17 protein-coding genes, 2 tRNA genes and 1 pseudogene are annotated in these 19,280 nt (G+C 66.3%); 12 read left to right on the top strand and 8 right to left on the bottom strand.

Features of this window, described 5'->3' with window-relative positions:
- Window positions 1-142 precede the first annotated feature (142 nt).
- Entirely contained in the window at window positions 143-1,477 is a 1,335-nt protein-coding gene (locus AB0M56_RS40485) for a sigma factor-like helix-turn-helix DNA-binding protein (protein WP_364186206.1), read from the bottom strand.
- 75 nt (window positions 1,478-1,552) lie between these two features.
- Here AB0M56_RS40485 and AB0M56_RS40480 point away from each other — a divergent pair, with 75 nt between their 5' ends.
- Window positions 1,553-1,951 carry an ester cyclase gene (locus AB0M56_RS40480; RefSeq protein WP_364186204.1) on the top strand — a complete coding sequence of 133 codons (399 nt, stop codon included), beginning with the start codon at window positions 1,553-1,555 and terminating at the stop codon, window positions 1,949-1,951.
- 38 nt (window positions 1,952-1,989) lie between these two features.
- On the opposite strand, the gene AB0M56_RS40475 is transcribed toward AB0M56_RS40480, so the two are convergent.
- The 4 genes from AB0M56_RS40475 to AB0M56_RS40460 form a co-directional block, all read right to left on the bottom strand.
- A complete protein-coding gene (locus AB0M56_RS40475) occupies window positions 1,990-3,060 on the bottom strand; it encodes an ABC transporter ATP-binding protein (RefSeq protein WP_364186202.1) in 1,071 nt (356 codons plus the stop codon).
- On the bottom strand, window positions 3,057-3,827 hold the full coding sequence (locus AB0M56_RS40470) for an ABC transporter permease subunit (RefSeq protein WP_364186200.1): 771 nt from the start codon (window positions 3,825-3,827) through the stop codon (window positions 3,057-3,059). The genes AB0M56_RS40475 and AB0M56_RS40470 overlap by 4 nt, the downstream gene beginning before the upstream one ends.
- Window positions 3,824-4,159 carry an ABC transporter permease subunit gene (locus AB0M56_RS40465; protein ID WP_364186198.1) on the bottom strand — a complete coding sequence of 112 codons (336 nt, stop codon included), beginning with the start codon at window positions 4,157-4,159 and terminating at the stop codon, window positions 3,824-3,826. Before AB0M56_RS40465 ends, AB0M56_RS40470 begins: the two co-directional genes overlap by 4 nt.
- Before the next feature lie 137 nt (window positions 4,160-4,296).
- A complete protein-coding gene (locus tag AB0M56_RS40460) occupies window positions 4,297-6,558 on the bottom strand; it encodes an RICIN domain-containing protein (RefSeq protein ID WP_364186197.1) in 2,262 nt (753 codons plus the stop codon).
- A 401-nt stretch (window positions 6,559-6,959) separates the two neighbouring features.
- On the opposite strand from AB0M56_RS40460, the gene AB0M56_RS40455 reads away from it, so the two are divergent.
- Together AB0M56_RS40455 and AB0M56_RS40450 are read left to right on the top strand one after the other, a co-directional pair.
- Window positions 6,960-7,032: transfer RNA gene (locus AB0M56_RS40455), tRNA-Ala, on the top strand.
- A 707-nt stretch (window positions 7,033-7,739) separates the two neighbouring features.
- Window positions 7,740-8,309: a hypothetical protein gene (locus AB0M56_RS40450; RefSeq protein ID WP_364186195.1), complete on the top strand. Its 570-nt coding sequence runs from the start codon at window positions 7,740-7,742 to the stop codon at window positions 8,307-8,309.
- A 399-nt stretch (window positions 8,310-8,708) separates the two neighbouring features.
- Here AB0M56_RS40450 and AB0M56_RS40445 read toward each other — a convergent pair.
- Window positions 8,709-9,398: pseudogene (locus tag AB0M56_RS40445) on the bottom strand (alpha/beta fold hydrolase); the annotation flags it as partial.
- 184 nt (window positions 9,399-9,582) lie between these two features.
- Here AB0M56_RS40445 and AB0M56_RS40440 point away from each other — a divergent pair.
- The 4 genes from AB0M56_RS40440 to AB0M56_RS40425 all read left to right on the top strand — a co-directional run bounded on the left by AB0M56_RS40440 (window position 9,583) and on the right by AB0M56_RS40425 (window position 13,605).
- A complete protein-coding gene (locus AB0M56_RS40440; RefSeq protein WP_364186316.1) occupies window positions 9,583-10,824 on the top strand; it encodes an IS30 family transposase in 1,242 nt (413 codons plus the stop codon).
- Between the two features lie 615 nt (window positions 10,825-11,439).
- Entirely contained in the window at window positions 11,440-11,610 is a 171-nt protein-coding gene (locus tag AB0M56_RS40435; protein ID WP_364186193.1) for a hypothetical protein, read from the top strand.
- Window positions 11,607-12,227, top strand: a complete 621-nt coding sequence (locus AB0M56_RS40430; RefSeq protein WP_364186191.1) for a hypothetical protein — start codon at window positions 11,607-11,609, stop codon at window positions 12,225-12,227. Before AB0M56_RS40435 ends, AB0M56_RS40430 begins: the two co-directional genes overlap by 4 nt.
- An 856-nt stretch (window positions 12,228-13,083) precedes the next feature.
- Window positions 13,084-13,605, top strand: coding sequence for a transposase (locus tag AB0M56_RS40425; protein ID WP_364186189.1), 522 nt, complete (start codon window positions 13,084-13,086; stop codon window positions 13,603-13,605).
- A gap of 140 nt (window positions 13,606-13,745) precedes the next feature.
- On the opposite strand, the gene AB0M56_RS40420 is transcribed toward AB0M56_RS40425, so the two are convergent.
- Both AB0M56_RS40420 and AB0M56_RS40415 read right to left on the bottom strand, forming a co-directional pair.
- The gene (locus AB0M56_RS40420; protein ID WP_364186187.1) at window positions 13,746-14,903 is read right to left on the bottom strand and encodes a putative T7SS-secreted protein; all 1,158 of its coding nucleotides are present in this window, start codon (window positions 14,901-14,903) and stop codon (window positions 13,746-13,748) included.
- Window positions 14,896-15,189, bottom strand: coding sequence for a hypothetical protein (locus AB0M56_RS40415; protein ID WP_364186185.1), 294 nt, complete (start codon window positions 15,187-15,189; stop codon window positions 14,896-14,898). The genes AB0M56_RS40420 and AB0M56_RS40415 overlap by 8 nt, the downstream gene beginning before the upstream one ends.
- A gap of 301 nt (window positions 15,190-15,490) precedes the next feature.
- On the opposite strand from AB0M56_RS40415, the gene AB0M56_RS40410 reads away from it, so the two are divergent.
- The 5 genes from AB0M56_RS40410 to AB0M56_RS40390 form a co-directional block, all read left to right on the top strand.
- Complete coding sequence (locus AB0M56_RS40410) at window positions 15,491-16,027, top strand: GNAT family N-acetyltransferase (protein WP_364186184.1); 537 nt, start codon at window positions 15,491-15,493, stop codon at window positions 16,025-16,027.
- 797 nt (window positions 16,028-16,824) lie between these two features.
- Window positions 16,825-16,891: transfer RNA gene (locus AB0M56_RS40405), tRNA-Lys, on the top strand.
- Between the two features lie 285 nt (window positions 16,892-17,176).
- The gene (locus AB0M56_RS40400) at window positions 17,177-18,025 is read left to right on the top strand and encodes a TIGR04255 family protein (RefSeq protein ID WP_364186183.1); all 849 of its coding nucleotides are present in this window, start codon (window positions 17,177-17,179) and stop codon (window positions 18,023-18,025) included.
- Window positions 18,022-18,804 (top strand): hypothetical protein, encoded by a 783-nt coding sequence (locus AB0M56_RS40395; protein ID WP_364186181.1) that lies wholly within the window; start codon window positions 18,022-18,024, stop codon window positions 18,802-18,804. Before AB0M56_RS40400 ends, AB0M56_RS40395 begins: the two co-directional genes overlap by 4 nt.
- A gap of 1 nt (window position 18,805) precedes the next feature.
- On the top strand, window positions 18,806-19,280 hold a 475-nt coding region (locus AB0M56_RS40390; protein WP_364186179.1), incomplete at its 3' end, for a hypothetical protein.

Raw genomic sequence — 19,280 nt, 5'->3', positions numbered from 1 at the left:
CCGACAGCCTACGGCGTGCCCTCGGGCAGGGAGAACGCTTGCGTGAGCTGGACTTACTCCAGCCGGGCCCGGACCTGGGGATCGGTGCCGGAAGTGCCCGCGCGAACGGTCCGTTCGCGCCACTCGGGCGCAGCCGCACAGCTCAGGCCGGGCGGCCCAGCAACGCGAACGCCCGCGCGGCCAGCTCCCTGACCCGAACCCACTCCGGTGCGCTCGCCAGAGCCTCGAACGACCACGGACCCGTCGGGCCGCTCATCTCTTCGAGGAGGACGTCGAGCTCCGCCAGCACCGCGACGGTGTCGGCCGGCAGGGTGTCCTTCAATGCCGCGAAGTACTCGTCGAACTCCAGCGCGAGCTCGTCGGCGTCGCGCAGCCCCTGCTTCTCGAGCAGCGCGATCTGGGCCGCGGCCGGCTGTGCCAGGTCCCCGACGGCGATGATCAGGTGCCGGAAGAAGGACTCGTTCATCCCACCGAGCGTAGGCGCCACCGACCCGAGGCCACGGCCGATTTTCCGCGTGGGCTCGGAAATTTCGGAGTCCGCCGTCAGCTCGCCGGGCCGCCCGGCGAGCGAGCGAACCGTTCTCGATCCGGCGTCCGAAGCCCCCGTCGCTAAGCGGAGGGCGAACTGCGCCCGCAAATACTCCAGCCGATCCGGGTCCGCGACGGTGCGCAGAGCCGAGATCCGCCCGTCCCGCGTTTCCACCGAGGTCAGGCCCACGATCTCGCCGTCCTGGAGGAACAGGATGCCCGGGCCGCCATTGACCTCCCTGAGCAAGAAGTCGGAGACCGAGGCGAAGCGGGCCAGAGTCGCGGCGGCGTTGCGGCGGACGGCGTCGCGGCCGCGGACGTGCATGCGTTCGCCGCCGCCGAGGTCGATCCAGGTGGCGATGTCGGCCGCCAAGAGCTCCTCGAGCTGCTCCAACCTGCCCGATCGAACGGCCGTCATGAAGGTCTCGGTGAGCCGCATCGAGCCGCCGTCGGAAGTCGGGAAGCGGGTCTCGCCCGCGTCGATCCGTCTGCGGGCGCGGCTGTAGAGCTGACGGGCGTTGGCTTCGGTGAGCTCCAGCAGCGCGGCGAGCTCCGGATACGGGTAGTCGAAAGCCGAACGCAGCACGAAAACCGCGCGTTCCATCGGCGTGAGCGACCGCATCAGCACGAGCATCGCGAAGGACACGGACTCGCGCTGCTCCACCGTCTCCAGCGGGCCGAGCTCCCCGCCGCCGGTGAGCACGGGCTCGGGCAGCTCGTCGGCGACCGTCTCGTGGCGGACCGGTGCGGACGTAAGCCGGGTCAGGCAGAGATTCGTCACGGCCTTCGTGAGCCACGCGCCGGGTGTCGCGATGGTGCCGCGGTCGGCACGATTCCAGCGCAGGTAGGCGTCCTGCACGGTGTCTTCGGCGTCGTCGGCCGAGCCCAGCAGCCGGTAGGCCAGCCCGAAAAGCCGGCCGCGTTCGACGGTGAAGTGGTCGGTTGTCACAAAGCACTCCCCTGCTCGGTCTCCACTGCACCCCTGCAGGAAAACCGCCACCACCACAGTAGAGAGGGGACCCCCGTGGCCACCACCCGTGAAACCGTCGAACGCTTCTACGTCGAAGCCGTCAACGGCCGGCGCTTCGAACTGTTCGACCAACTGCTCACCCCCGACGCCGTCAATCACGGTCCCGCCGACGCTCCGGCCCGCGAAGCCCTCGTCGGCGCCGACGAGATCGTGCGCTCGGCGTTCTCCGACGCCGAGCTGCACGTGGACGACATCCTGGTCGAGGGCGACAAAGCCGCCGTGCGCTGGACGTTGACCGGGACCCATGACGGCGACTTCCACGGCACCCCGCCCACTGGCAACGCGATCAGCGTGCGCGCCACCGTGGTGCTGAAGCTGCGCGACGGGCGCATCGCCGAGCTGTGGCCGGTGCTCGACTTCCACGCCCTGCTGACCCAGCTCGAGGCAGCCTGACCGGAGGGGCGCCGCCGTCGGACGGCGGCGCCCCCGCGTCAGCTCGCCAGCAGGACCGGCTGCGTTCCGAATGACACCGAGACCCCGGTGCCCGGCAGTTTCGCCGCCGAAACGCTCGGGAGGTCGGCCAGCGCCGACGTGCCGTCGGGCAGCAGCGCGGTGACGCGGGTGACCGCGCCACGGATGCTGTGGTCCGTCACCACCGCGCGACCGTCCGCAGCGGCCACGAGCGTGACCGCCTCCGGACGCACCAGCACCGTCACGGCGTCGCCGTCGGTGCGCCGGCCCGGTTCGGCCGGCACGAGCCGCTCCCCCACCACGTCGACGGACGCGCCGCCGACCGCGACCACGCCCGGGAGTCGGTTCATCGTGCCCACTAACTCCGCGACGAACGCTGTCGCGGGCCGGGCGTAGAGCTCGGCCGGGCTGTCGCACTGTTCGAGGCGCCCCGACCGCATCACGCCGACGCGGTCGGCGATCGACAGCGCCTCCTCCTGGTCGTGCGTCACGAACAGTGTCGTGATGCCCACGCGCAGCTGCAGCCGGCGGATCTCGTCGCGCAGCTGCGTGCGCACGAGGGCGTCAAGTGCCGACACGGGTTCGTCGAGCAGCAGCACGCGCGGCTCGATCGCCAGCGCGCGGGCCAGCGCCACGCGCTGCTGCTGGCCACCCGACAGCTGGTGCGGGTAGCGCTTCTGCTGCGCCGACAGCCCCACGAGCTCCAGTAGCTCCTGCGCCCGCTTCTGCCGCGCCGCCGTGGCGACGCCGCGCAGCCGCAGGCCGAACGCCACGTTGTCGCGCACCGTGAGGTTCGGGAACAGGCTGTAGGCCTGGAACACCATGCCCATGTCACGCTTGTTGGCCGGCACGCCGACCACTTCGGTGCCGTCCACCAGCACCTCGCCGGCGTCCACTGCCTCCAGGCCGGCGAGCACGCGCAACGCCGTCGTCTTGCCACAGCCCGAAGGGCCGAGCAGCGCGACGAGCTCCCCCGGCGAGATCGTCAGGTCCAGCCCGTCGAGCGCCCGGACCTCGCCGAATTCGCGGCGCGGGCCGCGGAACTGGACCGACGCACCGGTCTTCGTCTGCTGGGCAGTCACAGTTTTCACGCCACACCCCGCGAAGCCTTGCGGCGACCGGCCACAAGAGACAGGACGAACAGGAGCAGGAACGCGACCAGCAGCGACAGCAGGGAAACGGCGACGGACACGCCCGCCTCCGACTGCCCGGTGCTGACCGTCCACACGGGAAAGGTGTCCATCAGCAGAATGCTCGCCAGCGTGTACTCACCCAGCACCAGCGCCAGGTTGAGGAACGCGGCGCCGAACACGGCCGAGCAGATGTTGGGCACGATCACCCGCAGCAGCACCGTCGGCCACGACGCGCCGAGGCTGCGCGCGGCCTCCACCAGCGTCGGCAGCGAGATCGCCGCCAGCCCCGCATCGAGGGTGCGGTAGGTGAAGGGCAGCGCGAGGATCGCGTACTCGAGCACGAGGATCACGGGGGTCCCGTTGATCACCTCCGGCGCGTCGCGGAACACCACGAGCACGCCGTTGACCAGCACGATCGGCGGAATGACCGGCGGCAGCAGGCTCACGCCCTCGATGAGGCGGCGCAGCTTCGGCTTGCGCAGGTGCACCCAGGTCACCGTGGGCACCATCAGCAGCAGCGTGAGCGCCACCGTGCCGGCCGCGACCCACAGCGACGTGCCGAGCGTGGGCAGCAGGTCGGGCTCGTCGAGGATCTTGCCCCACGAGGCGAAGCTGTGCGTGTTGTTCACGTCGCGGAGGCTGAACTCCACCGACGCGCCCATCGGCACGAGGAAGTACAGGCCGAACAGCGTGAGCACCGTCCAGCGCAGCGCTTTGTTCTTCATGACAGCCACCTCGAAGCGCGCTTCTGCAGGTACGCGTAGATCGCCATCACCAGCGCGACCACCACGACCATGCCGAGCCCCAGCGCCTTGCCGAGGTTCTGCTGGTCAGCCACGACATTGCCGCTCACCAGCGAGCCGATCTGGATCGGCACGAGCGGCACGACGCCTGTGGTCAGCGCGTAGGCCATGGCGTAGGCGGAAAACGCGTTGGCGAACAGCAGCAGCGTCGAGGCGAGGAACGGCGGCAGCAGCACCGGCACCGCGATCAGCCGGAAGTTTTGCGCCCGCGTGGCCCCGAGGTTCGCCGCGGTTTCGCGCCACGGTGCGGTCACGAAAAAGTCGCCCAATTTCCGGAAGTTCCGGGAACTGGGCGACTCTTGTCGATCTCTTGCTCGTTCTCATGTGGACTGGGAACCGATGCGCGCCGAGGCCGCCACCACGGCGCGCACCGGTTGTCTGGAGCGGTGGGCTACGGGTAGCTCACCAGGTTCACCGGCTTCGTCCCGTCGGGCGTGGTCGCGCCCGTCGTGTTGATGACGTGGGTGATCGTGCCCGCGTGGTTCAGCGACACGGTGACCATGTCGTGGAACCGCACGCCCGGGGTGTTCGGCGCCTCGTACGCGTAGGCGCTGGCCACCGACGGGTTGGTGTTGAAGAAGCAGTAGCTGCCCAGGCCCCACGCTTCGTGGCTGGCCACGTTCGGGCCGACCTTGTAGGCGGAATAGCCCTGCGAGGAACCGTTCATCCACGATGCCTGGTTGGGCACGTCGTAGGGCATCTCGTTCTGGAAGAAGTACGTGCGCCCGCCGTTGCCGTTCCAGACGACCTGCGTCTTCTGATAGTGCTCGACGAACAGGCCGTACATCGTGACGTTGTTGCCGTTGACGGTCAGCCCGTTGTCGGCGGTGTTGGTGTTCCAGCCGACGAAGCTGTCGTTCGCGGCGTGGTCGGCTCGCCAGATCCACATGTGGTCGCCGATCACGTTGTTGCTGTTCACCACCAGGCTGTTGGTCGCCTTGCCGACGGCCGGGCCGCCGATGCGGAAGAACACGTCGTGCAGCGACGTCGGGTCGGCCGAGTGGTCGGCGGTCGAACCGGGCGCGCCGACCTGCATGAGCGTGTTCGAGTTCGTCGTTCCCGCGTCGATGAGCAGGCCGGCGACCTTCACGCCGTTGACGTCGTCCACGTTCATCGCGGTGATGCCGTTGTCGGGCACCAGGGTCGCGATGCCGAGGCCGAGGACCACGGTGTCGGGGCGGGTCACGTGCAGGGTCTGGTTGAGGTGGTAGACACCCGGCGTGATCAGCAGGTTCTTGCCCGCCGCGAGCGCGGCGTTCAGGTCGGCCGCCGAGGCGCCCGGCTTGGCGATGTAGAACTGGTCGATCGGCAGCGAGGAGCCTGGCGCGGTGCCGTTCGCCCAGCTCGTGCCGGAGGTGTTGGTGCGCAAGGCCGGCACGAAGACCTGGTACTTGCCCGCGCTGTCGATGTAGAGGAACGGCTTCTCGCGGACCACCGGCGCCTGGCCGACCGTGGTGTAGGGCGGGCTCGGGAACGTGTTCTGCGGCGCGCCGTTCACGCCGACGAAGACCATGTTCCAGTTGGAGCCGTTCCAGCTGCCGAACTGCGAGTCGCGCGAGATCCACTGCTGCTGCGAGCCCGAGCGGACCTGCCCGTCGATCTTCGAGTCGGAGATCCAGCCGCCGCTGGCCCAGCCCCCGTCGTCGAGCTGCAGGTCGCCGCGCACGTGCATGCGCCGATAGGGCGCCGCCTGGCTTACCGCCCACCGATCCGCCCCGCCGGTCGGGTTCACCGACAGGTTCTCGGCCCCGCGCCAGAAGTTCTGCGTCGCGTTCTGCGGCGGGAACCAGTCGGCTTCCACGTGCACGGCACCGTTGATGGTCACGGCGTCGGGGCTGAGCCCGAGGCCGAGGACCTGCGTGTAGAAGCCGACGTTCACGTCGTTGGAGTACGTGCCCGGCTTGAACATCACGGCGTAGCGCTGGCTGCCGAATTGGTTGCGCTCTTGCTGGCTGAAGATGCTGTTCAGCCTGCTCTGGATGCTCGCAGCGGACATCGACGGATCGAAGATCACGACGTTCGGGCCGAGGTTCGGGTCCTCGTTCGGAGGAGTCGTAGTGCCACCCACGGGAGCCATTGTGAATGATTGCGCACTGGTGTTATTACAGGTGTACTGCTGAAGCTGAACCCTGTCTGCGATAGAGGCGCTCGGCACGTCGAGGCACTTGCCGCTGTTGCGGTTCACGAAGTGGTACGTACCACTCGCTTCCTGCACCGGCTGCCACTGCTGGTTCAGTCCGTTCGAGTACGACCAGAGCTGCACGAGGCCACCGTCGGCCTTCGAGACGTTCGTGATGTCCCAGGACTGGGCCGCGTTGAGCTGCGAGTTCACGCGGACGTAGCCGTCGCTGGTGGGCTGGAACTGCCAGGCCTGGGAGGCGGTTTGGTTGCAGCTGTACTGCTGCACCACGGTGCCGTTGGCACTGGCGGCGGACTTCGCGTCCACGCACTTCCCGCTGTTGACGGACTGCACCGTGAACCACTGATCGGGCGCGATGGCTTGGGCTTGGGCCTGGCTTTGGGCCCAGCTTTGGGTTTGATGTTGGGCCTGCGCTTGGGTTTGGGCTGCCGGCTCCGCCTGCGACACCCCCGCATACCCACTCACCAGCGCGAACGCGGACAGCACCACCGTGCCCACTCTCCGCAATCTCATCGGAACCTCCTCCACCGCACCGCGGCGTTCAACGAGCAGGAAACGGCAAGGCTCATGCCCAGACATGAAGACGCGGCGCAGCGGGCGGGGACCTCGGCGTCACAACCGGGTGAAAATGTAACGGCGGCCACACGGGGAGTCAATACAGAGCTAAAAATAAGTCATGAAGAGGTTCTTGAGCTGGAAGTTCTCGGGGCTCACCCGGGCAGGCTCACTCTCAGGAGCCGGGCCGGAGCTGGCCAGGACCGGGTTTCGGAAGGAGTGGATCTCTGCTGGACCTCGTTTATGCGATCTGACCTGCCGTTTTGCCGCGCCGAACCCTTGGCGCACCCCCCGACGAAGACGGCCGGTGGCGGGGTGTACTCTTTGTTCACACGAGATGCGGAGTTCACCTTCGCTTCGGGGCTATGGCGCAGCTGGTAGCGCACCTCACTGGCAGTGAGGGGGTCAGGGGTTCGAGTCCCCTTAGCTCCACCGTGACGAATCACCGCCCACCGGATCTAATGATCCAGGTAGGGCGGTTTTTTCGTTCGTCCAAAGTTCGAGTTTTCCATTGGCCAAGTTCGGTTGAATGTCGGCAACTGGAGCAAAACTGGAGCAGCCCGTACGAAGGCGCTGCGGGCGCGGCCTGCATCAGCCCTGACGACGTCGTCCTGATGGGTGAACCTTCAGAGTCATTTTCGTCAGCGCCAGCAGCGATCTCGCCGCCGATCGAGTCGAGTCGGCTCCCAGATGGTGAAGTCATTCAGTACGCACGGGGCGAACTTTGCTCGGCCAACCGGCCGTTCAAGGCCTGGAGCCCCGGCCCGACTGATCATGATCATCGACGGCGTGAACATCCGCTTTCTGCACGTGCGCTCACCCCACGAGACGCCCTGCCGATGGTCACGACGCACGGGGCCGGCTCGGTGATGGAACTGCTCGATTCCCTCAGCGCGCACACCGACCCGGCCACGAACGACGGCCACGACGTGCTGCCGTCCCTCCCAGCTACGGCTTCTCCGCCGAGCCCACCGAACTCGGCTGGGACCTCGGCCGCACCGCACGCGCCTGGATCAGGTTGACGCGCCGCCTCGGCTACACCCCACTTCCCGCTGCGAACGCGGGACGCCCGCCCCGAGAAACGGCTGTACGTCCAGGCATGCTGTGGTAGATATTGCACGGTGGTCGCGACTCTTCCTGTGCACAAGCTGATCGAGGCAGCCGAGCGAGTCGGCGTCGAGCTCCGCAAGACCGGCAACGGCGGCAACCTCTACGTATGGCACACGCCCAGCCCAGAGGACGCGGTCGTGTACATCGGCAAATCAGCCTCGGATCTTCGGGTCGAAAACGAGACACGTTGGCGCGACGGCCTCGATCCCCGGCATCAGATTGTCTCCGGCATCGTAACGCTGCTGCGGGTCAACCACGCAGACCTGCAGGCGTTCCACTACGATCCAGCCTCGTTCGACGGTCGGCGATGGCGGGATATCCGCCTCAAGAACGGCTGGTCGGGCAGCCTGTTCGATCGTCTCGACTCGGATCTTCCGGCCGGCTACGGCTTCTCTGCAAGCACCGTCGAGAAGCTCCTTGTGCGAATCGCGGTCCGGTACGGCGTGCCCATCGGCAACTCCCAATTCGGTTCGCAGTGGGAAAACCCGATCGGCACTGTGTCCGACACCCTTGCAGCCTTGGCCGTCGATGCAGATCCGTCATTCGAAGTCCCCGAACCCGACGCTCGCGGAGACTCGATCGAGGCAACCGAGCGCTGACCAACAGCCAGCACTCGAAGCGAACCTTCGGACACAGAGGGACAAGCATGGCCGACGTCTACCTGTACATGGATGAGACCGGGGACCTCGACGTATCCGGGCACCCTAAGGCCAGTTTCTTTTTCGGCCTGGGGTCGGCGCTGTTCGTCGGGGACCACCGCCAGCAGGTCTGGGAGGGCATATGCAACTTCGCTTCCAGCTGGAGTCGGAGAGCCTCCGCCTTCCCAATGGGCTGCACGCGCACGAAGACCGAAGGCAGGTCAGATACCGCGTCTTCGATCGTGCGTGAAGTTCGTTGGTGTGCAAATGGTGCCGTCCGATGCGGCGACCGTGTTTGGCCTGGCCGCGGGTGGTCTTGTTGAGTTGGTCGGCGATGCGGTGGGGCAGCGGCTGCGACGATTACCAGCTCTGATCCCGGGCGAAGCGGTCGGTGGCGGCGATGATCGCCGTTGTCATGCTGCCGCCACGGTGACCGGTGTCGTCGAGAACGACGAGTTCGCTTCCGGGCCAGGCCCGGTGCAGCGCCCAGGCTGTGTCGAGTGGAATGCTGACGTCGTAACGTCCTTGGATCAACACGGCCGGAATCCGGTGGAGCCGCTTGATGTCGCACAGGAGCTGCCCCTCGTCCAGAAAGCAGCCGTGGGACCAGTAGTGGGTCACGATGCGCGCGAAGGCCAGCTGAAATGACTGGTCGGCGACCGACAAGAACGGTGCGGCGTCGGGGGCCAGGGACATGTAGGTGTCCTCCCACTCGCACCACCTGCGTGCGGCCTTGGCCCGGACCTCGGGGTCGGGATCGTGGAGCAGCCGACTGTAGGCGGCCGAGAGATCGCGATCGCGTTCGGCGGCGGGTTCGCCGTCGTGGAACCGTTCCCACTCGCGCGGGAAAATGCGCCCCATGTCACGAGTGAGCCAGTCGCGCCGGTCGCCGGTGGTCACGGCTTTTAGCACCATTTCGGTCACTCGTTCCGGATGCGCCTGCGCGTAGGCCAGCGCGAGCGTGACGCCCCACGAGCCACCCCACACCAGCCACCGCTCGATTCCCAGGTAGACCCGCAACGCCTCCGGCCAGTTCGAAACGCTCTTCGAACGGACCGCCCCAGCCGGCTCACTGAAACACGAGCGGGGTGGGCGAGGCGGAGGGGTGTGTGCGCTTCAGTGCGGATCGCCGCAGGTCAGGCATATCCGCAAACTTCTTTTCGTGGAACGCGCGAAGCCCCAGCAGGCTGCTTGGGTTCTAGGAGTCGTCGCAACACCCCAGTTCAAGGGGTGTGTGGTGGAGTTCGAGATTCGGGCGAATCGGGGCCCGGGAGGCGGTCGCCGGCTTAGCCGTGAACGAGTTGCATACTTCGAGCTCATGCGCCAGGGCTACAGCAGAAGGGAAGCCTGCCGGATCGTGGGCATCGACCAGCGGACAGGCAAACGCTGGCGTAACGGCTGGCACTCACCGCCGAACGGCCGGAAGCCGGTACCTCCCATCCGCGGGCAGGTGCCGGCTTCCGACTCGGGCCGCTACCTGCGCGAAGAGGAACGGATCCACATTGCCGGCCGGCTACGCGAACACGCTGGCATCCGCACCATCGCCCGCGAGCTGGGCCGTGCACCATCCACCATCAGCCGCGAAATTCACCGCAATGGCATGGCCGTGCGCGGCGACACCTCGCGCTGGAGCTACCGGCCGCACTCCGCGCAACGCCGCGCCGAACAGCGCCGCCCACGCCCCAAACAGGCGAAGATCCAAGCCAATCCCGAGCTGAGTGAGTTCATCCAGCGCCACCTGAACCTACGGTGGAGTCCAGAGCAGATCAGCCAGGCTTTGCAAGCCTGCTTCCCTGGCCGCCCGGAGATGCACGTGGCGCACGAAACGATCTACCAGGCCCTCTACGTCCAGGGCCGGGGAGAACTGCGCCGCGAGATCGCCCGCGCCCTGCGCACCGGCAGAACGATGCGCAAGCCTCGCCGCCAGAGCCAGCTCCGCCGATCCCGGTTCTCCACTCCGATGGTCATGATCAGCGAGCGCCCCGCCGAGGCAGACGATCGGGCAGTCCCGGGCCACTGGGAAGGCGACTTGATCATTGGCAAGGACAACGGATCCGCGATCGGGACCCTGGTCGAACGCTCAACCCGCTACCTGCTGCTGGTCCATCTGCCCCACGGACGTTCCGCCGAGCAATGCCGCGACGCACTGGTCAGCGTCATCGGCACCCTGCCCGCGCACCTACGCCGCTCGCTGACCTGGGATCAAGGCGTCGAGATGGGCCGTCACCACGAGTTCGCCCTCGCCACCAACATGCCGGTCTTCTTCTGCGACCCAGCCAGTCCCTGGCAGCGCGGTAGCAACGAGAACACCAACGGCCTGCTGCGCCAGCACTTCCCCAAGGGCACCAGCCTCATCGGCCACAGCCCCGAGGACCTGGCCGCAGTCGCCGCCGAACTCAACGCCAGACCACGCAAAACGCTCGACTGGGAAACCCCAGCCCAGCGCCTGGCTAAGCTCCTGGCCAAAGCCAGCTGACCAACTGTGTTGCGACGGCCCTTGGAATCCGCCCTGCCTGCCGGGGCTTCGTGTTCGTGTCTTGCCGAGGCAACGGCAAGAGACGGTAGTCCTGTGTGCGGGCCACGTCGAATAGCGTCGCTCAGGATGACACGCCCGGTCGAGAAATTTTTTCCTCGACCTGTGATAACTGGACTGTAGTCGATAGCGTACACGTTTGGCCAGAGGAGTTGGACACGAGCTCAGGGTGTTCTAGCTGCAAAAATGTGGTATGCGGACAATTTAACTGTCAACGGGCTTGCCTCCCTTCGGAAGTTGGACACGTTCGGCCAAAGGGGTGACGGCGGTCGATGCAGGCTTGTGGCGGGCTCGAGTGTGTCGGTTCGGCGTGAGATCCTGGCTTCGGCCTCGACGGATTCGGTGCGGATGTCGAGGTCCGCGGGAGAGGGAAGGCAATCCCATTCTCGCGAAGTTGGAGACGTATTCGTCTCGGGCCACGTCGAAATGTCGCCCGGCGCACCGAGCTGGGCGGCTCATTGTCAACCTCAGGAGTGCGCATTGACGGTCGTATCACCTCGCACCGCTGTAGCCCAGCCCGGGCCTGTGTCGGACCACGCATGCCGGACGTTCCCTGCGGTGCTGCTGGCGATTTCCGTATTCGTTTTCACCGCCTGGTTGATCATGCGCGGCTATCAGCCCTGGTCGGCGCTGGGAATCGCCGCGGCTGCGGTCAGCCTCAGCCAAGGTCTCACCGGGCTTCCGCGCGCATTCGTGGGGGCTCTGCGCTGGGCGGGGAAGAACCTGTGACCGGCCAAAAGCAGCCGATTGCGCTGTCCTGGAACGAAACCGTTCGGGTCGCCCGCGTTCTGCCGTTCTTGGTAAAGGCAGAGATCAGTGACGCTGGTGCGGGCGTCGAGGACGTCGCTCGCTGGACCTCGTTCCCTCTTGACGCGATTCAGGGCTTCCTCGACGGACGGCACCTGCTTTCCTGTCCCGCGCTTGCCCGGATCCTGCGGCTGATCGGCATGCCGTTGTTCCAGCAGAAGGAACACCTGGTAGATCTGCAACGTGTGATATCGGCTATGCCGAACATGCGTGTGTGGGCTCCGACGCCACTGCCGTTGCCCGACGAGATGCTGGCGATCGCCACGAACGCCGAGCTGGCCGCGGTACTGCGGCACGCGGTCGACGCATCAGGTCAGCCGAAGAGGTACCTGGCCGCGCAGTCGCTGCTGAACCGCAGCCAGCTGTACTACCTCATCGATCCAGCACGGAACTCCCTGCCCCGCAAGCCTGCGCAGCTCGTCTGGCTTCTCGAGTCGTGCGCGGTCCCCTACCGCCAGATCGTGCAAGTGGCGGAGCAGTGGCAGCGTCTCGATGAATGTCGCAACGCTGCGAGGATCAGACTTCCCGAGGCCGCATGAACCACACCCGGGTCAGGGTTGCGGGCTGAGCGAGCGGGGACCCGTCTGTCGTCAGACGGACGGGCCCCCCCTCGCCACGAGCCGACTGTTGTAGAAGAGACGCCCTCTGGCGAGGGCAGGACCACGGTGAACATGGACGTGCTTTCTGCCGAGCAGCGCCGAGGCGGGTTCGGGCCGTCGAGGCCCGGTGCGCGCTCATGGGCAGGCGGCAGAAAGGCTGCGGAGCGGCGACGCTGTTCACCCACGACGAGTTCGAGTTCCTGCGATTTCTGCCTGGCGGTGTGCACGACGTCGAGCTGCTGCGCTGGTGCGAGCTGCAGCCTGGGCACGGCGGGCTGCACGAGACGCCGGGCCAGCAGGACAACGACAACGAGTGGTGGCTGTGCTGGGATCATGACGATCACGCCGCCGGCCGTGACCTGCGGATCCGCGTGCCATGCCCGGCCGAGTCCGGGCCGGACGCGCTCGGCGACACCGAGCCCTGCCTGCTCCCCGACGGGCATGCCGGCGACCACGGGTACGAGTTCGACGTCGGCGGTCCTGCCGGCCGCGCGGCCCGCCGGTGCTGCTGCCCGCTCTGCCGGCGCCCTGACGGACATGCAGGCGGCGAAACAGCGGCTGCTGCGCCGACACGGGCTGACCGGAGACGTGTACTCGTACATGGCGAGCCTGCGGTTGTGGGAGGAGCACTTCGGGGGAGTCCTCGACGCGTCACCTCGGCGGGGACACTCGGTCGCCCGCTCCACAGCTGTGCCGCATCCTCGCCACCGACTACGGGGCGCAGGGCTTCCTCGAGGCATTCACGCGTCCGCCCTACCTGCCGGTGAGCAGATCCCCGGTAGCCACCGGCGTGGTCGTGGCCCTCACTCCGGCAGGCCGGGCGGCGCTCGACGCCGTCGATGCCCTGCTCGACTGGCAGCTCTACCTCGTGTGCGACAACCTCTCCCCGCACAAGAAAGCTGAGGTCACTGACTGGTGCCAGGCCAACGAAGTGGAACTGGTGTTCACACCGAGCAACGCCTCGTGGTTGAACTGGATCGAACGCGAGTTCACCGCGCTGCGCTACTTCACTCTCGACGGCAGCGACTACCCCAGTCACACCGCCCAGGAGCGCGCGATCGCCCGCTACCTCCGCTGGCGAACCAGCGAGCCCATCCCAAACGCCGCTTCGCCATCCACTCCAAGATCCGCCGACCAGATTACCTACCCAACGTTGCTTGACGAGGCACTAGCGCGCACAGTCACATCTCAGTTACTCCTCGAGAATGACCTCAGATGGCCATTTCGTGAGGAAAGCGCCGAGCGCGTTGTCGATGAGGACCCCCTGGGGCGTGGGTTCCTGGCCGGGCCCCAGGTGCTCGGAGAAGGCGTCGGCTAAGGCGTCAATCACTGCTTCTTGCTGGTCCATGGTCGGCTTTTCCTGTGCCCGAAGGGCAGCCAGCAGCTCGGGGTCTCGTTCTGCAAGCAAGCTGATGATGATGTCCCGGAATTCGTCCGGGAGGGTATCGATGACGCTGTTCACGGCTTCCTCCAGCCGGCTTGGGTGCGGGCCCACGCAGTGACGACCTTTCCATCTTTGTTGAGGTTCACCACCGCGTCCTTTCCAGTGAAGCGGTAAGCGCCACCGTAGGCGTCGGACCGGTATTTCGGGGGTTTGACGGGGTTTTTGACCGCGTCGTGGGCGGCGGCGTCGTTCACGCCGTGTCCGTCGCGGGTGGCCATTTGCTCCTCACCGTGAGCGGTCTTGCCGGTGATCTCCTTGGGCGCTGGGAACGGCGGTTCGGTCTCGGCCGGCGCGGGGCTGCTGCCGTGGTTGGTGTTCGCCGGTGATACCCGGTCGTCGCCTGCGGCGTGGACTGCCATGTTCATGGCACCAACACCGGTCATGGAGACGCCCGCAGCTATCCCCGCCGCGGAGACCACGTTCAGCGGCACACCAGCGACGGCGCCCGCACCGGTGGCATCCAGGAGGCCACCAAGCCCTTCCCCGGCCGAGCTGATGACGGTGAGCCCGATTCCGGCTGCGGCGGTCAGCGCATCTCCGGGGTGGTTCAGGATGGCGTTGCCGATGGAGGCCGAGAAGTTGACGAGGTAGCCGCCGGCGTCGGCGAGGAAGTTTCCCGCGTCGTCGAGCCAACTGGAGTCCTGGGGTGCTCCGCTGGCGGCATCGCTGATGGCGCCCGCGACGGTGTCACCGACTTCAGTGAGCTGGGCACGGGCGCGGTTGAGAATGTCTTGGGCGGCCTGACGAGACGCCGTGCCGGGATCTGTGAATCCCGGGGTCGGTTCGCCGTTGGCGGCTGCTTGTGCCGCAGCTTGGTCGTGCTGGGCCTGTGCGCGCTGGGTGGCGGCCTGGGCCTGATTCCACGCGGCGATCGCCTCGGTCGCCTGCGCTTGAGCCCAGCGCAGCGTGCTGGCGTAGTGGTCCAGGGCATCGGCTGCGGACAGCAGCGAGTCGGCGGCGGCGTACCACTTGCCCGGTTCGTAGGAGAACTTGTCGTGGAATGCATGCGCCGCCGGTCCGGTCCAGGCTCCCGTATCGATCGCTTTGAGACCGTCGGACGCGCGGCCCGCCCGGTCGGCGCGGGCACGCAACACTCGAACGTTGTCTTCGATGGCCTGCGGCTTACCCGGCACCAGCTCGGCTGGATCCTGGGTCTGTCCCAGTTCAGCCATCGTTGACTGCTCCCACGGCTGGATCAGTCTTCAACGAGCGGGTGGCTGCTTCGTCGATCGCGCGGTATGCCTGAGTCGCGCGGGAGAGCGTGTCCGCGATGGCGCCGGCATCGTCGGTGAGCGTGTCGAGCCCGTCACTCCAGCACACGCAGAAGTCCATCAACGCGTCGTGCACACCACCATGCCCGTATAGACTGCTTTCGCCGCAGAGCCCGCGAAGCTCGAAATTCTCCTGATCATCCACGCTCTGCCTGATGCCGCTTGCGGCCTCATCAAGCTTGTCCACATCGACGTGAAACCCAGACCCATCCACCGCAGCTCCCCCTCAGCAAATGCTCGCCGTCGCGAGCAGCGACGACTGGTAGCCGCGACGGACCATTGCCCTCGTCGCTCTACACAGGCGGAACGGTACCTACCGTCACTACATTGATCAACGGTGCTGGTCAGGCGGCAACGCGCGGGTGAGTTACGGCGTGTCGGCCAGCTGTGACGACTAGAACACCTGTTCGACAATTGGGGTTGTCGGGTGATACTTCGACCGTGCCTGACCAGCAACAATCCCGCTGCGCCTGCCGCTGCGCGCCGACGTGTGGCACGAGTACTGCCTCAACGGGCACCGGCTCGACGTCGCCGGCCGCAACTCGTCATTCGACGCCGACCTGTGGCTCGGGACAGCGGCGTGCAATCTCTGCTATGAGCTGCGGCTGCCGCGGGCGAGCTGGGCTGTGGTCGGGTTGCGATTCGCGCACGAGGCGCCGCCGGGCCGGCACTATCTGCGGCTCGTCGCGCACCCACCTCAGGTTCGGGCTGGGGTCGGGCAGATTCTTCTGGAGCTGCACGGCACACCGCTTGGGGACCTGGGCGTGCGCATGTGCTCGGTCGACGAGCGGGGCGTGATCGAACAAGTCCGTGTCGACGACGACTGCCGACGCCACGGCGTGGGGACGGTGCTGGTGACTGCGGCGCTTGCGCGCACCCCGGGCTACGCCTGGTCAACCACGGCGCTGGAGAACACCACGGCTGCGCGCGCCTTCTGGGCGGCGTACCGGCCCGCCGTGCCACTGCAGCTCGGCGAGCCGGCCTACTGCTCACACATGCGCGAAGCCGACGGCGAGTACGGCTAAGACCTCTCCCACCCGGGCCGGTAGTCCGGATGGGCGGCCCAGTGGCGCGCGAGCAGGTACGGCAGCCGCCGATAGAGCGGGTCCGGCCGGTCGCCGCGGTGGTACCGGTTTGCCTGCCAGACGTCGAGAAGCCCGGTCCGCGCGTCGATGTCAGCAAACTTGGGCCCCTCCGGTTCCGCCGCGGCGTCCTCAGCGAGGCGGGCGCGCACGAACTGCGTCTACGACATGTTTGGCCAGGTCAACTAATCAAAGCCGCAGGCTATGGTCGGTAAGTGCCACCACCGCGCAGCTGCGCCCCAAGTGCGAACGAACCCCAACGCGACAGAACTCTTACCCGCACCCGAATTGCCGCGCACGATCACCAGCCGTGCCAGCTCCGACCCCGCGGTCGCCATCCGCCGAAGTCTAGGCAGTCACCGGACGGCATCCGAGCTTCACCTCTGCCACCAGGTCAGAGCAACAGCCAGCTCACCCAGGCACCACACAAAGATGCCGCCACAGCGATCGGCATCCCTCCCGCTATGGGCAACCTCGTCCGACAGCCAGCCAGTGATCGAGTTCGGCCTGGCCGCCACCCGAACGGCCCACCACGAGACGTCGAATCTCACGTTGGAGCCCCAGCATCAAGCGAAGCCGAACGGCCATGAGGCAAAACGCCAGGTCAGACCCCAACGCCACTGAGCACAGCAGAGCAAACGGAGACATAACGGAGCCCACCTCGGGTATTCCCCATCGCAAATATGATCTTCAGGCCTACAAAGCACCAGGTAACAGCCCTGCAGTCGAAACATGATTCAAGATCATCGGACTTGATCATGCGGGCTTTTAATCCGTAGGTTCTGGGTTCGAGCCCCAGGCGGCCCACTGTTGATCACGTTTCTGACCTGCGCTTTCGGTGAACTTGGGGCAAGGTTTGCTGAGGTAAATGGGTGCGTGGGGCTCCGTTGCGTCTCCGTTTGCTCTGGCGTGCCAGACAACCGGCTCGGCGCTCGTTGAAGCGATGTTGACGGCGTTGCCGCGCTCGACCAGATCTACTCCACGGCATGGAGCACCTGTACAGAGCGCGCACGGGAACGAAGCTGAGGTGATAGACGTTGCCGAGAGGCTGGTGTCCAGCTAAAGTCTAGGTTCACGACGGGAGGGGGTGACGTGGGGGACGAGACACGCCCGCTCGCGGGTCTGCCCCCGGCGGACCGCACCCTGCTGGTTGAGCCTCCTCTGGAACTCGCCGTCGTCGAGGTGCGGTTCGACTCCGACGCGCCCGATGTCGAGTCCAGAGTTGCGTTTGCGCTGCGTGAGGCGCTGGCCGATGTCGGCCAGGACTACCCACGGATGGAACGCGCGCAGGAGAACCGCGTCGAAATCCAGATGAACCCCGACGCGGCGGTCGAGCCGCAGGCGCGCGTCGCGCAGTTCGCACGTGGCTGGCGGCTTCATGCTGCAGATGACTCGTCCACTGTGACTATCCTGCCGAGCGCCGTAGTCCTCCAAACACGTCGTTACGAGCGCTGGTCGGTCACACTCCGGCCAGCCGTTCTAGCCATGCTTGAGATCGTCCAGCATCACCTCGCGCCCGCGCTCGTCGTCCGCATCGGACTGCGCTACGTCGACCGGTTTGTCGACGACACCGCGACGGCTTCGACCTGGTCGGGTCGAATCAGCCCACACTTGCTCGGCGCGGTCGAACACCCGGTGTTCGGCAGCCACGTGCAGGCCGCGCAGCAACAGATTGAGCTCGGGCTCGGTCCCGCCCACGGGGCTATCCTGCGGCACGGACCGTTCAGCGACCCCGCCGTCGGTGGTGCCATCAGCTACCTGGTCGATATCGACGTCTTCGACGTCGAGTCGACGAGCTTCGACCCCGAGTCTCTGACGGTGCGCGCTGAGGTGCTAAACCGAACGGCGGCTACGCTGTTTCAAGCGACCTTGACACGTGATTACCTGCGTGAACTGCAGAATGTCGGCATAGCCACGACGGTAGAGGGGGGATCTGCGTGACGTCGATTGCAATGCGGGCCACCGGCGCCAGCTTCGGTGGCTTCGACAAAGCTGCAAGCTGGAAGGTCGCTGGCACGGGTGATGCTGGTGGTTGGGGAAACACTCGGCTGCGGAACGTGGAGAATCCCTCGATCCGCGACGCGCTGACCACGTTCGATGCCGCTCTGGCAGCGTCTAGCTCGTTCCTGTTGTTAGTGTCAGGTCGCACGCGTGGCCAGACGGTCGAGATCGTCGCCGATCATGACATCGCGTTGGATTGGCTCATTGAAACCGATGTCAACGACAGTGACACACTTCGCGCTGGTGAGTCTCTTGAGAAGCAGCCCGCCGTCGCGGTGGTCGAGCAGCTAGTTACACAGCTTGGCATACCCAAACGAGACGTGCTGCGTGCTGCCGGCATCTCCAAGTCCACGTACCACTCCTGGTGCAAGCCGAACAGGCCCCGTCCGCGAGTAAACAGCCAGGGACAGTTGTGGGCGCTGGTCGAAGCCGTTAACGACCTCGCTGAGAACCTCGGAGCCGCTGACCGCATCGCTCCCTGGCTGCTTGCTGATGCTCGTCGCAAGTCCCTACTGCGAGACGGCCAATTCGACCAGTTGATCGCCCTCGCATCCCCGCTTCCCTCAGGTGATGGCGTTGCTTATCTCGCCGGCACTTTTGCGGCCGGCCAAGAGAAACTCGAACCGATCGTGTCCACAGCGACATCAGCGCGCACTCGCGTGGTTAACACCGACAGCAGTTTCGAGCGAGTAATCAAAAACGTGCGGCGGCCTCACTGACGTGACCACACCCGACGCAGTCAATACGCCCCGACACGAGCATGCATTCGTGCCCGGCGTGTTGTCTGCGGCGGACGCTACTGCCAGGGCTTTCAAAAGAGCCCTCACGGCTTGGGCCCAGGGCGACATCCTTGAAGGCGTAGGCTTGTTCTGGGCTACACCACATGATGTAGACCTGCTCACCGGCATATCTGCAGCTCGTGGCGTCGGCACCTCCTATCCCGTCTATTCGTGGGACGGACAGGCGGCGGACGAGAACATCAGCCTTGACCCCGCCGACTGGTCGAACGCGCTCTCGATCATCACATCGCAAACCTGCGACATCGCCCCAGCGGGGCCCGGTGCGCGGCACCACACCGTCCAGGTCTCTCCGCTAGTGTCGCGTGTCGTTAGTTGTTTGACGGTTGGGTGGGTGTCAGAATGCGGTATGGCGAATCGACCGGCTGCCGCGCTGTCTCTTCGTGATGGTGATCGTG

This window comes from Amycolatopsis sp. NPDC051372 (assembly GCF_040682095.1).
GTDB lineage: Bacteria > Actinomycetota > Actinomycetes > Mycobacteriales > Pseudonocardiaceae > Amycolatopsis.
Note: the sequence above shows the minus strand (reverse complement) of the source record. Positions and strands in the feature narration are given on the sequence as shown.